The 12,702-nt window shown below is 52.7% G+C and carries 12 protein-coding genes and 1 pseudogene; 3 read left to right on the top strand and 10 right to left on the bottom strand.

The window, feature by feature from the left end; genetic code table 11:
* Positions 1-38: 38 nt before the first annotated feature.
* From Q399_RS0104150 to Q399_RS0104165, 4 genes are all read right to left on the bottom strand, one after another.
* On the bottom strand, positions 39-1,019 hold the full coding sequence (locus Q399_RS0104150) for a hydroxypyruvate isomerase family protein (RefSeq protein ID WP_051685806.1): 981 nt from the start codon (positions 1,017-1,019) through the stop codon (positions 39-41).
* Positions 1,012-2,247 carry a nucleoside permease gene (locus Q399_RS0104155; protein ID WP_031565896.1) on the bottom strand — a complete coding sequence of 412 codons (1,236 nt, stop codon included), beginning with the start codon at positions 2,245-2,247 and terminating at the stop codon, positions 1,012-1,014. The genes Q399_RS0104150 and Q399_RS0104155 overlap by 8 nt, the downstream gene beginning before the upstream one ends.
* A gap of 78 nt (positions 2,248-2,325) precedes the next feature.
* Positions 2,326-3,381 carry a sugar phosphate isomerase/epimerase family protein gene (locus tag Q399_RS0104160; protein ID WP_031565898.1) on the bottom strand — a complete coding sequence of 352 codons (1,056 nt, stop codon included), beginning with the start codon at positions 3,379-3,381 and terminating at the stop codon, positions 2,326-2,328.
* A gap of 54 nt (positions 3,382-3,435) precedes the next feature.
* A complete protein-coding gene (locus Q399_RS0104165; RefSeq protein ID WP_037045534.1) occupies positions 3,436-4,605 on the bottom strand; it encodes a Gfo/Idh/MocA family protein in 1,170 nt (389 codons plus the stop codon).
* Between the two features lie 354 nt (positions 4,606-4,959).
* Between Q399_RS0104165 and Q399_RS0104175 the strand changes: the two genes are divergently transcribed.
* The 3 genes from Q399_RS0104175 (at position 4,960) to Q399_RS0104185 (ending at position 9,559) form a co-directional block, all read left to right on the top strand.
* Positions 4,960-6,030 carry a LacI family DNA-binding transcriptional regulator gene (locus Q399_RS0104175; protein WP_051685721.1) on the top strand — a complete coding sequence of 357 codons (1,071 nt, stop codon included), beginning with the start codon at positions 4,960-4,962 and terminating at the stop codon, positions 6,028-6,030.
* 37 nt (positions 6,031-6,067) lie between these two features.
* Entirely contained in the window at positions 6,068-6,940 is an 873-nt protein-coding gene (locus Q399_RS0104180; RefSeq protein WP_031565904.1) for a sugar phosphate isomerase/epimerase family protein, read from the top strand.
* 213 nt (positions 6,941-7,153) lie between these two features.
* Positions 7,154-9,559: a PKD domain-containing protein gene (locus tag Q399_RS0104185; RefSeq protein WP_031565907.1), complete on the top strand. Its 2,406-nt coding sequence runs from the start codon at positions 7,154-7,156 to the stop codon at positions 9,557-9,559.
* A gap of 73 nt (positions 9,560-9,632) precedes the next feature.
* On the opposite strand, the pseudogene Q399_RS0104190 reads toward Q399_RS0104185, so the two are convergent.
* The 6 genes and pseudogenes from Q399_RS0104190 to Q399_RS0104215 all read right to left on the bottom strand — a co-directional run.
* Positions 9,633-10,007: pseudogene (locus Q399_RS0104190) on the bottom strand (SRPBCC domain-containing protein); the annotation flags it as partial.
* Between the two features lie 178 nt (positions 10,008-10,185).
* Positions 10,186-10,320, bottom strand: a complete 135-nt coding sequence (locus Q399_RS22435) for a hypothetical protein (protein ID WP_281172194.1) — start codon at positions 10,318-10,320, stop codon at positions 10,186-10,188.
* Between the two features lie 76 nt (positions 10,321-10,396).
* Positions 10,397-10,819, bottom strand: a complete 423-nt coding sequence (locus tag Q399_RS0104200) for a GNAT family N-acetyltransferase (protein WP_031565911.1) — start codon at positions 10,817-10,819, stop codon at positions 10,397-10,399.
* A 45-nt stretch (positions 10,820-10,864) separates the two neighbouring features.
* Positions 10,865-11,329: a hypothetical protein gene (locus tag Q399_RS0104205; RefSeq protein ID WP_031565913.1), complete on the bottom strand. Its 465-nt coding sequence runs from the start codon at positions 11,327-11,329 to the stop codon at positions 10,865-10,867.
* Positions 11,330-11,520: 191 nt separating this feature from the next.
* Positions 11,521-11,925 carry a lysozyme inhibitor LprI family protein gene (locus tag Q399_RS0104210; protein WP_031565914.1) on the bottom strand — a complete coding sequence of 135 codons (405 nt, stop codon included), beginning with the start codon at positions 11,923-11,925 and terminating at the stop codon, positions 11,521-11,523.
* A 217-nt stretch (positions 11,926-12,142) separates the two neighbouring features.
* Positions 12,143-12,667 carry a GNAT family N-acetyltransferase gene (locus tag Q399_RS0104215; RefSeq protein ID WP_157836219.1) on the bottom strand — a complete coding sequence of 175 codons (525 nt, stop codon included), beginning with the start codon at positions 12,665-12,667 and terminating at the stop codon, positions 12,143-12,145.
* Positions 12,668-12,702 lie beyond the last annotated feature (35 nt).

Consider the following 12,702-nt stretch of genomic DNA (forward strand, 5'->3'; position numbering starts at 1 on the left):
TGCCGGCGCCTCGGGTCGGTTGTTAAAGCTGTATTTGGTTAAACGTCACAAATGCGGACAGCATCCGCCAGCGACTGCACCTTGCCTTGTGGCGTCGCCGGCGTCGGAATAAATTCCTGTGCCAGATACCCCTTAAACCCTGTTGCGACTATCGCTTTGGCGATCGCCGGGTAATACAGCTCCTGCGTGTCATCAATTTCATGGCGCCCCGGCACCCCGGCGGTGTGGTAATGGCCAAAATACTGATGGTTGTCCTGAATACTGCGGATAATGTCACCTTCCATAATTTGCATATGGTAGATGTCATACAGCAGCTTAAAGTTATTTGATTTCAGTCGCTTACAAAGCTCGATCCCAAAGCGCGAGTTATCAGCCAGATAATCCGGATGGTCGACTTTGCTGTTAAACAGCTCCATCTGCAGCACCACCCCACGCTTTTCCGCCTGCGGCAAAATCTGCGACAAGCCAATCACGGCATGATTGAGTGCAGTTTCGCGGTCCATGCCACGGGCATTGCCGGAAAAACAAATCAGGTTGGTGTAACCGGCGTCAGCAACTAAATCGATATGGGCCCGATAGCGTTTAATCAGTTCGGCGTGAAATGCTGGGTTACACCAGCCGTCGACCAGGTTAATTTCAGCGCCATTACACATCGAGCAGTCGATGCCGTATTTCTTTAACGTCGGCCAGTCTTTGGGGCCGACTAAATCGATGGCACTGAAACCTAAGGATTTGACCAGCTGGCACAGCTCCTCAATCGACAGATGGCTATAAGTCCAGCTGGCGACTGAATGTCGCACCCGGCCTTTGAGTGGCGGCGTCTCGTCATCTGTGCCATTTGCATCACCTGCGCTGGCCGCTGCCTGATTGGATTGCGCTGCCGTTGCTGCACAACCGCTGAGCAAAATCGACGGCCCGGCGACGCCAAGCGCCACACTGCCGGCCGCCAGTTGCTTCAGCATATTGCGGCGGGATGTGCCAGTAGACGCAACGTCAGTAGATTGCGGCTGTTTAGTCATGACGGCCATCCTGAGCTGCTGCTAATGTCTCGTTTTTGAAAATCAGTGCAAACAGCACCAGCACCACTGCGGCAAAACCAGCCGGGAATAACCAGATCTGGGTCCAGTCCGCGCCCGCCGCCGAGGTGTACGCCTGAGTCACCTGCCCCGCCACGCTAAAGCCAATCAGCATGCCGACGCCGTAAGTGGCGAGTGTGATAAGGCCCTGCGCCGCGCTTTTATAAGCCGCACCGGCTTTACTGTTGGTATAAATCTGGCCCGAGACAAAAAAGAAGTCATAACAAATACCGTGCAGCGCAATACCAACCAGCAATAAAGCCACACCACTACCCGCGTCGCCATAAGCAAACAGCACATAACGCAGCACCCAGGCCGCCATGCCTAAAATCAAAGTCCAGCGAATGCCAAAGCGGTTTAAAAACAGCGGCAGCGCCAGCATAAACGCGACTTCTGATACCTGGCCCAGCGTCATTTTGCCGGTGGCATTTTCAACGCCGACCGCGGTCAGGAACGGGTTGGCATTCTGGTAATAAAACGCCAGCGGAATACAAATCAAAATCGACGAGACAAAAAACAGCGCAAAGTTGCGGTCTTTTAATAGTTTCAGCGCGTCCAGCCCCAGTAATTCACCAATCTTGACCTGACTGCCGCGCGCCGCCGGCGGTGTGGCTGGTAAAGTAAAGCTGTACAGACCAAGCGCCAGAGACGCCACCGCACACATCAGGAAAGTGTTTTGCAGCGCACCGGCCGCAATCGCATCGGCCGCATCCCAGCCGAACAGGTAGCTGATCACAAGGCCCGCCGCTATCCAGCCGATGGTGCCCCAGACGCGGATTTGACCAAACTCACGCTCCGGCTGTTGCATCTGACCAAATGACACTGAGTTCACCAGCGCCAGCGTCGGCATATAAGCCAGCATGTAGCCGAGCACTAACGGATAAAACGCAGCGAAATCAGTCGCCTGCGCCATCAGATACATCAGTACCGCACCAATCAGATGCAGCACCGCCAAAATGCGCTCTGCGTTAAAAAACCGGTCGGCGATAAGACCAATAAAAAACGGTGCGATAATGGCGCCCCAGCTTTGGGTCGAGAACGCCATGCCGGTTTGCGGACCGTCAGCACCAAGGTTTTGGCTTAAAAAAGTACCCAGGGTGACAAACCAGCCCCCCCAGATAAAAAACTGCAGAAACATCATCGTACTGAGGCGTATTTTTATTGTACTCATCGTCATCCCCGTGATTTTTTGTTGTTGTGTTCTTTGTTCTACTTGTTGTGTTTCGTATTGGCTCTCGATAACAAACCGCTATTCGAGGCCCAAAATCCGTCTGTTGCGGGCTGCATCCGAGCTGCCACCGGCAAAATCGTCAAAAGCGCGGCCGGCGCGTTCAATCAGGTGCGCGGCGATAAATGGTGCGCCCTCTTTGGCGCCCTGTGCTGAATCTTTTAAGCAACATTCCCATTCCAGCACTGCCCAACCGCGATAACCGTACTGAGTTAACTTGCTGAAAATGCTCTTAAAATCGACCTGGCCGTCGCCTAATGAACGAAACCGGCCCGGTCTGTCGACCCAGTCCTGATAACCACCGTAGACCCCGGCGCGACCGTCTGGCCGAAACTCGGCGTCTTTAACATGGAACATTTTGATGCGGTCATGGTATCGGTCGATAAAGGCCAGATAATCGAGCTGCTGCAGCACAAAATGACTGGGATCAAACAGGATATTGGCGCGTGGATGGAAATTAGTGGCCTTTAAAAAACGCTCAAAACTGGCGCCGTCGTGTAAATCTTCACCGGGGTGGATTTCATAACAGACATCCACACCGGCCGCATCAAAGGCGTCCAAAATCGGCAACCAACGGGCGGCTAACTCGGCAAAGCCTTGCTCGACCAAACCGGCCGGGCGCTGTGGCCACGGATACACCAAATGCCACAACAAGGCGCCGGAGAAGGTCGCGTGCGCCTTCAAACCTAAATTCTGACTGGCTTTGGCCGCGAGTTTGAGCTGCGCAATGGCCCATTCAGTGCGTGCTTTTGGCTTGCCGCGTAAATGCGCCGGCGCAAAGTTATCAAACAGCTCATCATAGGCCGGATGTACCGCCACCAACTGGCCTTGCAAATGAGTCGAGAGCTCAGTGATGCTAATGCCCACAGCCGCGCATTGCGCTTTGATCTCATCGCAGTAAGCCTGGCTGTTTGCCGCTTTTTCTAAATCAAACAACGCCGGATCGTTAGTCGGCACCTGAATGCCTTTGTAGCCTAAATCCGCCGCCCATTTCGCCATCGTGATGAGATTGTTAAATGGCGCGCTGTCGCCCATAAACTGCGCCAGGAAAATCGCCGGGCCTTGAATACTGTTCATTGTGTGTCCTTCAAACCAAAATTCGTCAAATGCACCGCTTAACCCGCGTATCTGCTAGCCCACGTCCGGCACGGCCTGCCATTTTTCATTGCTCACAGTGCTGACCGTGTCAATAAACGCCATGCCGCGTAAGCCGGCACTAATGCCTGGCACACCGCTTGGAGTTCCACATTGGCCGGCGCGAATAGCATTGGCAAAATCACGGTACAGATTGGCCATCGCTTCTAAATACCCTTCCGGGTGCCCTGCCGGCAACCGGCAACGCTTCAGTGCTTCAGCACCCAAACCGGCCTGACCGGCCCCGGCACGCAGTACATAAAACGGTGCGCCGTGTGGCCGCACTATGATGCTGTTTGGCTCCATCTGCTGCCATTCCAGCCCGCCTTTGTCGCCATACAGCCGAATTTTCAGCGCATTTTCTTCACCGGCACAGATTTGACTGGCAATGAGCACCCCGCTGGCACCACCGTTGGTTTTAAACAGCGCCGCACCGTCATCATCGAGCCGCCGCCCCGGCACATGGCTGGTGAGTTCGGCACAAAGCTGGTTAATGCGCTGGCCACTGATAAATTCGGCGAGGCCAAAAGCATGAGTGCCGATGTCGGCCATACAACCACTGTTACCGGCCTGCGCCGGATCTGTGCGCCAGCTTGCTTGTTTCTGTGCGCTGGCTTCTAAATTGTCGGTCAGCCAGCCCTGTGGATATTCGACATAAATTTTGCGCAAAGTGCCGAGCACGCCGTCGGCCACCAGCTGTTTGGCCTGCCACACCATCGGGTAGCCCAGGTACGTATGCGCCAGCCCATACAAGCGGTCACTTTGCGCCAGTTCTGCGGCCAGCAACTGCGTTTCCGCTAAGCTAACACCCGCCGGCTTTTCACAAAACACATGAAAGCCTGCTGCAATGGCGGCACGGCTGACTGGCACATGTAGCTGATTCGGTGTGACTATCACCAACAGCTGCATGCGCTCATGTTCCGGCAATGCCGCTTCTGCCGCTAACATCTGTTGCCAGCTGGCGTAAACCCGCTCTGGCGCCAGATCAAGGCTCTCACCAGTGCGTTGATTGTTGCCAGAGTCCCGGCTGAAAGCACCGCACACCAGCTCAGTCTGACCATCTAATGCTGCAGCGTGGCGATGCACAGCGCCGATAAAAGCGCCTTCGCCGCCACCTAACATGCCTAAACGAATTTTCTTCGAACGCGGGCGGATTGATTGGGTCATTGGGTTATCCTGGATCCTCTGCAAACTGAAATCAGCACAGCGGGTTGGCGTTCCAGAGGTTTTAGGAACAGGCCCGGCAGGCTATCTACAAAAAATGTAACGGATTACATTTTATGACGTCAACCTAAAATCCGCTCAAATGCAAAATATTTGCGTCATTTTTGCGCAAAACCAAATTAAGCACCGCACCAGAAACGAGCATTTGCACTAATTTATTGCTGATAAAAACCACACTCCCTCTTCACAGCACCAAGAATATCACTTATAAATGATACCGGTTACATTAAAAGCTATTGCATTCTAAGGCCTGCAACTGAGTAGAATGCCGGTTTGGATCCAACAAAAAGAACGCTTATGTCCAATATCCGTGAAGTGGCCCGCCTGGCCGAAGTGTCCGTGGCAACAGTGTCCCGGACTTTGCAGCAACCCGATTTGGTGTCGCTGAAAACCCGCAATAAAGTGCTGGCCGCGGTCAAAGCGGCCGGTTATAAACCCAATTTAATGGCAGTGCGTTTTCGCTCCGGTAAAACGCATAATTTAGTGGTGTTGGTGCCGACCGTCGCCAACGTGTTCTTCGCCCGCGTCATCAGTGGCATGCAGGAAGCCGCACACGACAACCAATATGCGTTGCTGCTTGGCAATACACTTGGCGATGATGAGATGGAAGCGGCCTATGCCCGCATGGTGCAAACCTCGCAAGCCGATGGCCTCATTCAGCTGCGTGCCCACAATCCGTTTGATGCGCTGCAACAGCCCGACGCCGGTGACGAAGCGCCCGCGCTGCTGCCAATGGTCAATGCCTGTGAAGTACTGGACAAAGCGCCTTGCCCAACAGTGGTGTTGGATAACCGCGCCGCCGCCTGCGCCATGACCGAACATCTGTTAGCGCTTGGCCATCGCCGCATCGCGATGATTAAAGGCCCGGCCAGAAGCCCGCTGACACGCGACCGCGTTGCCGGTTATCGCGACGCACTGGAAGCCGCCGGTGTGCCTTTTGCTGCTGAGTTACTGTCACCCGGTAACTTCTCACTGCAATCCGGCTTTGACGCCGCCGCCGATTTACTGGCGCTGCCCAATCCGCCAACCGCGATTTTCTGTGAAAACGACGAAATGGCGATTGGCGCTATCCAACGCATTAAGCAACAAGGCCTGCGCGTACCGGCGGATATTTCCGTCGCTGGCTTTGACGATATTTCTTTTGCCGCTTTTGCCGATCCGCCACTGACCACTATTGCTCAGCCGGCCGAAGAGTTTGGCCGCACAGCGGTGCGCCTGCTGATTGACGTGCTGGAAGGCAAACTCAGCAAAGCGCCGAAAGTGATTTTACCGTTTGACCTGGTGATCCGCGCCAGTACCGGGCCTGCGCCGGGGGCACATCAACAACAGCCCGATCTGCAGCAAAAAGACCAGCCCGATAAAAGCTAGCCAAACCGATATTTGAACCAAAACAGGGAGCTTCATCATGTTCACGACCGAAAAACTGCCCTCGCCGGGCCGCCGCCAATTCCTGCAGCAAAGCAGTGCCGGCCTCGCCGCTGTTGCCCTGCTCGGCAACCCGCTTCAGGCGCTGGCTGCTGACTCAGGCAACTCAAAAAAAGCCGGTCTGCAGCTGTATACCCTGCGCGATATGATGGAGAAAAGTGTCGCTGACACGCTGAAGCTGGTCGCAGGTGTGGGTTATGGCGACGTCGAATTCGCCGGTTATTTTGGCCACAGTGCCAAAGATATCCGCAAACTGCTTGATGCCAACGGCCTTGCTGCACCGTCAGTACATGTGCCGCTCGAAGTGCTCAGAAGCGCGCTGCCACAAGTGATCGCAGATGCCAAAGTCATCGGCCATCACTACATTGTGCTGCCCTGGTTGTCTGAAGAACAGCGTGGCGATTCAGTCGACAGCTACAAAAAGCTGGCAGCGGAGCTGAACGGTTTTGCCAAACCGATTAAAGACGCCGGCCTGCAGCTGGCCTATCACAACCATGATTTTGAGCTGACACCGGTCAAAGGTGGTGTGCCTTATGATGTGCTGCTGAGTGAGACTGATAAAGATTTAGTCAAAATGGAGCTGGATTTATTCTGGTCCGTTAAAGCCGGTGTCGACCCGTTAAAACTCTTTGCCGCCAATCCGGGCCGGTTCCCGCTGGTGCACGTCAAAGACATGGCCAAAGACGGCGCTATGGTCGATGTGGGCACAGGTACTATTGATTTTAAAGCGATTTTCGCCAAAGCCGACCAAGCCGGTATTCGTCATCAATTTGTCGAACACGACAATTCTGCCAACCGCATCACCACCATCCGCCAGGGCTACCAGGCGCTGTCGCAGGTGCTGAAGGGCTAAATGCCACTGCCGGGGGCTACGCCTCCGGCAACACAGCGCGTTTGTTCGTACTTACCAGCAGATAACAGCCAAAAGCATCAGTCAAAACCCAATTCTTTAAATTAATTTTTAAATAACTATTAATTAACTATTGATCATAAATAGCAATCTCCGTCATATTCCTATCCTGGGAAAAACTCCCACCAAGGAGCTTTACAACTGATGGAGAAAGTTATGAGAAATTGTACACTTACCTTCCTGACACTGGCGTTGCTCAGTGGCTGCGGCGGCGGTAGCGGCGGCAAATCCCCCTCAACCCCGCAGCCCGACAAAGTCGTGACCAACCGGGCGCCGCAAGCGAAGATCAAAGCAGAGGCCAGCCCGCCTTATAATAATGGCCAGATATTGAAGTTCGATGGTTCAACCAGCACAGATGCAGATAACGACGCTTTGACCTACAGCTGGCAATTAACCAACAGCCAGCAACAGAACATTGCCCTGAATAACGCAACCGCACAAAAAGTTGAATTCAGCCTGCAGGATGCCGGCAACTACACGCTATCGCTGCAGGTGCATGATGGCAAAGTCCAAAGTGACAAAGCCACAACCAGCTTTGAATTAAAAGCTGTACCGCCGGTGCAAAAGCCACCGGTTGCAGTGGCGGGGCCAGACCTTCGGGTGAAAGTCATGCAGCTGGTGCAACTATCCGCAGAACAATCCAGCGCGGAACAGGGCGAACTCACTACTCTGCAATGGCACCTGGTGAAAAAGCCGGCCGCCAGCCAGGCTATTCTGCAGCATGCCAATGAGATCAGGCCATGGTTCTCACCAGACGTGGCCGGCCAGTATCAGGCCGAACTGACGGTGACCAATACGGCAGGTCTGCAGGCGCGCCAAAGTGTGAACATCACTGCCAGTCTCGCCACCACAGACTTGCCACCGCAGGCCGAAATCAAAACGCTGGTTAGCACTATTGCGCCTGATTTTGCGCTGCAATTATCGGCCAGCGGCAGTCAGGACGACTCAGCAGGTCTGAAATACCAGTGGCAAATTAGCCAAAGCCCGGCCGGCAGCCAGCATCAGCTGAGCGAAACGGATCAGCCCATAGCCCGGTTTAGCGCCAAAACGGCCGGTGATTATCAGTTGAGTCTGGTACTCACTGACGCCGCCGGCCAACAGAGCCGTCAGCAACAAAGTATCACAGTCCGCAGCAGTGATTTACCGCCGGTCGTGCGGCTTAGTGCACCAGAGCAGGCCGGTATTGCACAGACGATCGTACTGGACGCTGCTGACAGTGTTGACCCGTTGCAACTGCCGCTGCAGTATCGCTGGCAGTTACTGGCCAAACCTAAGGCCAGTCAGGTTCAGTTGCAGGATGCTTCCAGTAGCAAAGCCAGCCTGCGCCCTGATGTAACAGGTCAGTATCTGGTGCTGCTGCAGGTCAGCAATGGCAGGCAACAAACAGAGGTACGTCGGGTGATTGAAGTGGCAAGCCTGCCGACAGTTTTAATCAAAGGCCCTCAACAAGCTGCGGTTCAGCAGACGCTGACCTTGTTGGGCCAGGCCAGCGCCGTCAATCAGCCGCTCAGCTATCAGTGGTCGGTTTTACGCAGCCCGGTCAGCGTGAATCTGACTGCCAGTACCGGCTCTCAGTTAGACTGGCGTCCGACTGCGACCGGCCGCTATCAGCTGCAGTTACAGGTAACTGACAGTGAGCAGCGGACTCAGGCCGCGCGCTGGGATCTGCAAGTGACGGATAACCTGCCACCGGAAATTATTCTGGCAGGCCCGGCTGAACAAACCGGAGTTCCGGGTGCGTTGTTCAGTTTTGACGCCAGTCAAAGTCGCGATCCGGAAAATGGCCGGCTCAGTTTTAGCTGGTTGATGACAAAACCGGCTGGCAGTAAAGCCGTGTTGCTGCAACCCGACAGCGCCACGCCGAATTTTACCGCCGACGTTGCCGGTGATTATCTGCTGACACTGACCCTGACCGATGATGCCGGTAATAGCAGCAAAGCGGAGCGCAAAGTCCGCATCACTGAACCAACACAGACCATCAGCGGCACAGTGTCAGGACGGTTGTTAGATCCGGACAATCAGCCACTGGCAAATGACGTGACTATTTTGATCAATGGCAGCCAAACAACAGCCGACAGCAATGGTTACTTCAGCAAAGTGATACAGCAACGGTCCGGCGAGGCGGTTGAAGTCAAAGTTCGTCAGCAAAAGTCTGCGCTGCTGACATACACCAGCCCGGTCCAAACCAAAGATAACTTCGAGTTAATGCTGGGAAATCAACGGCTGGTGCCAGAGTTGCCGCTGGAGATGCTGACGATACAAGGCTGTGCATTTTATCGCGGACCAGAGCGTTTTAACTTGCGTTTTACCCTCAATGCCCTGCCTGCCGGTTCAATCTTCAGCAGCGACTATACCGTGACTGTACCGGTCGATTTGACCAAGACGGGGCTGACAACATTGCTGCTGCCATCAGGTGCAGGTTATCGGGTTGCAGTCACTGACGCGGATGTGTTGCTGGATCACAGCTTTGGCAGTGGTGGCTTCGCCACCAGCCAGCAATACCAGCACCCTTTTATGCCACTGGGGACTATTCTGAATACTTTCACCTTCTGCCATCGCTAAAAGAAAAGGTAGCCAGACCGGTCTGGCTACCTTTCCTGCATCGCATGGTTCTGAAGAATTTTGCGGGCCCTGATTAACTGGTCTGACGCTCCACATGACGCCGGAAGTTATGCAAAATGCCAAGCCAGCCCTGTCGCTGCATTTCTGCGGAATTTTCATCTTCAGCATCAAAGGATTCTGTGACTTTGACCCCTTCGGGCGTGTTGATGAATTCGATATCTACCTGACGGCCGTCACCCAGCTGGTAACTCAGTGTCTGATAAGGCTTGATAGCAACAAAAGAACCGGAAAAATCAAAACCGAAAGAGCCATCTTTCGCTTCCATCCGGTAGTTAAAACTTCCGCCCACGACCAGCTCCAGCTCAGCCTTCGGGCAACACCATTCGTCGATGGCAAAGTTCCAGCACACAATATCCTTTGGTGTGACAAAGCTTTGCCACACCAGTTCTAAAGGTGCGTTTAGTAGGGGCTGTTGAAATTTTCATTATCACTCCGTTGCTTATCAGTGCAAATCAGCGGACCTGCATTCAGGTTCTTCCTTCTGGTCGAAACGGCTTTGTATAAATCGGCAAGTTTTGGAAAAAATGTCTGCTAACGTCTGTCGCTCATGGTTCCTAACCAGTGCGTCAGCTGGATTTGTCTGACTTCGTCTTTTTATTGCCCTGCTGCTTTTTCGCATTGACCGCGACAAAAATAGCAAAGGCAAACACCAAAAGCCCCATAGCTGCAGCGCCCAGCGCGATAAAAGTTGCTTCCGTCATTCTCTATCTCCTTGCTGATAAACTGATATTTCCTGATGCTAAATAACCTTGTCTAGCATGCTGATGCCAACATGGTTTACTCAATATCAATGGAAAAATATTTTGCTTCGAATGTCATGCCATGCTGCTGATAAAACTGGTGTGCCCGTTCCCTGGCGACGCCAGAAACCAACCGAACCTGACTACAACCATTGGCTTTGGCGTACGTTTTTGCCCAATTCAGCATTTGCACGCCATAGCCTTGGGAACGTTGATCCTGGCAGGTCACTAAGTCTTCGATTTCGACATACTTGCCACGATGCAACCAGGCGCCAGTTCGGATCCCCATCACGGATTTGATTTGCGGGTCTTTTAAATACACCAGCCGGTAGCCGTGCTCACGCATCAACTCACGGACCTGTGCCACAAACTGCTCCTGCGCCAGCTGCGGGCGCAGCTGCGACAGCACCGGGTAACAATCGGCAATATCCTGATCAGTCTCGGCAATAGCGATTTGCATCAATCGAACTCCTTGCCAGCGTCAAAGCGCCTGTCGGGTAAGGCATCAGGCCTGATCATTCACAATCTCGATTTGCGCGATGTTTAACACCGGGATGTGCGTCTGATAATAGTATTTGCCCGACTGCCGTCGGTTTGCACTGATAAAATCGACCCGCACCCGCTGCGCGCTGCCTTTGACCATAATTTTTTTACCGGTAAAAAACGCTTCAGGCCCAACACCGTATTTCGCCTGCATTTGCGCAATCACGGCTGGATATATCGCCACTGTCACATTGCGCTGATCCCGGTAATCAAGTTCAGTATTAAGATACACCACCGCGTCTTTTGTGCCGGTGGCCTGGATAGTCAACAGATATTCGCCCGGCACTCCCTGAGGCGCCGACTCAGCAGCGCTCTTGATTATGTCCATGGTGTTGGTCATGGGCACCGCAGGGGTACTGCCAGACAGCTGGGTTGTAGAACTGCAACCGGCCAAAACGAATACCAGACTTGCTAAAACAATACGCATATTTATTTCCTTATAACGAACTGACCGTTGTGATTCGGGAAAAACTAAAGGCCTTTATGCTGGTACAGAACAAACTCTGCCTTCCATCCATCAGACAAATACATCTTCAATCCCACAAACCAATCCTGCCATAAATTTCCAACGTTAAAGGTGATGATTTGGTGTTAAAAATCGCGCCCCACGTGAAGTAGCTATTTTGGCTCAGGTAACAATGGCGGGGTTGAATCCATATAAGTGAGATAGTCAGCCCAAATCGTATGAGTTCTTTCCTTGGTTAACTGCAATTTACAGCCGCTGGTCATCACTCCCCGGATTGAGCCACCGGACCAGACTTCACGGACTGAATCACAGTGTGTTGTTCGATAGGCAAGCCAGGCCCCTTGCCCATTTTCTATTGATTTGAAAATTGCGGCGTCATCTGCGTATTTCTCTTTAGCCTTTTTAAGATATTGTTCTAAAAGGATATTGGCCGCTTCAACCTCTTTGGCCGCGCAAGTATTCATCTCGTATGTAGTGAAGGCATTATTGCAGTCGACTTCTTCTGCCTGACACACGCAGGACAACAAGACAACAATCAATCCAAGACGTAGTTTCATATATTCCCTTCATGCCGGGATGCTGAATCCACCCCATTGCTTTGCCCTATTAAATGCCCAATCGCCGCCAGAACAGCTTCAACACAAGCCTTGGGTTCAGCTTGCAGCACAAAGTGCGGCCCAGCCACCGCTACAATCTTCAGATTTTGGCAGGCTGCCGTAAACTCTTGCGACCTGTCGCAATCTGTTCGCCACAGATGCGGTGTATTGTTGTTTATTACCTGCAGTTTGGATTCACCAACGACGTAAGCACATGATCTTCCCAACTTCCGTTAATTTTTAAATATTTTCTGGCAAGCCCTTCCTCAACAAAACCCAAACGCCGAAGCAGCGCCGCTGACCTTTGATTGCAAGGCATATAATTCGCCATAATCCTGTTTAGCTGCAGCTCTGAAAAAGCATAATCAATGACATGGTCACATAACTTTTTCATCAGCCCCTTCCCTTGATACCTCTTCGACACGGCATATCCCATGTTACAAGCCATAAAAGGACCTCTAACAATATTTGTCAGAGAGCATATCGCCACAATGTCCATCTCCATTGGGTTAAAGCAAACAAAATGCACGGATTTACCTTCGGCAAACTCTATCGCACACGCTTGTAGTCGACGTAGCCAGGCTTCAGCTGAATGAAATCCGTTGTCTCTGAGAGGTTCCCACCTATCTAAGTGTTCTGCATTTCTTTGGTAGAAATCAGCAAAAAAAGCTGCATCGTCTGCTGATATAAATCTGAATTCCATGTTTTTCATACCTGTCGACCGCCATAAAGGCGAGT

Origin of the sequence: Rheinheimera texasensis DSM 17496, from assembly GCF_000711985.1 — a bacterium.
GTDB lineage: Bacteria > Pseudomonadota > Gammaproteobacteria > Enterobacterales > Alteromonadaceae > Pararheinheimera > Pararheinheimera texasensis.

Excerpts from the sequence above, each read along its gene's own strand:
- Q399_RS0104150 (WP_051685806.1), bottom strand. The coding sequence starts at position 1,019 with ATGACTAAACAGCCGCAATCTACTGACGTTGCGTCTACTGGCACATCC.
- Q399_RS0104155 (WP_031565896.1), bottom strand. The coding sequence starts at position 2,247 with ATGAGTACAATAAAAATACGCCTCAGTACGATGATGTTTCTGCAGTTT.
- Q399_RS0104160 (WP_031565898.1), bottom strand. The coding sequence starts at position 3,381 with ATGAACAGTATTCAAGGCCCGGCGATTTTCCTGGCGCAGTTTATGGGC.
- Q399_RS0104165 (WP_037045534.1), bottom strand. The coding sequence starts at position 4,605 with ATGACCCAATCAATCCGCCCGCGTTCGAAGAAAATTCGTTTAGGCATG.
- Q399_RS0104175 (WP_051685721.1), top strand. The coding sequence starts at position 4,960 with ATGTCCAATATCCGTGAAGTGGCCCGCCTGGCCGAAGTGTCCGTGGCA.
- Q399_RS0104180 (WP_031565904.1), top strand. The coding sequence starts at position 6,068 with ATGTTCACGACCGAAAAACTGCCCTCGCCGGGCCGCCGCCAATTCCTG.
- Q399_RS0104185 (WP_031565907.1), top strand. The coding sequence starts at position 7,154 with ATGAGAAATTGTACACTTACCTTCCTGACACTGGCGTTGCTCAGTGGC.
- Q399_RS22435 (WP_281172194.1), bottom strand. The coding sequence starts at position 10,320 with ATGACGGAAGCAACTTTTATCGCGCTGGGCGCTGCAGCTATGGGGCTT.
- Q399_RS0104200 (WP_031565911.1), bottom strand. The coding sequence starts at position 10,819 with ATGCAAATCGCTATTGCCGAGACTGATCAGGATATTGCCGATTGTTAC.
- Q399_RS0104205 (WP_031565913.1), bottom strand. The coding sequence starts at position 11,329 with ATGCGTATTGTTTTAGCAAGTCTGGTATTCGTTTTGGCCGGTTGCAGT.
- Q399_RS0104210 (WP_031565914.1), bottom strand. The coding sequence starts at position 11,925 with ATGAAACTACGTCTTGGATTGATTGTTGTCTTGTTGTCCTGCGTGTGT.
- Q399_RS0104215 (WP_157836219.1), bottom strand. The coding sequence starts at position 12,667 with ATGGAATTCAGATTTATATCAGCAGACGATGCAGCTTTTTTTGCTGAT.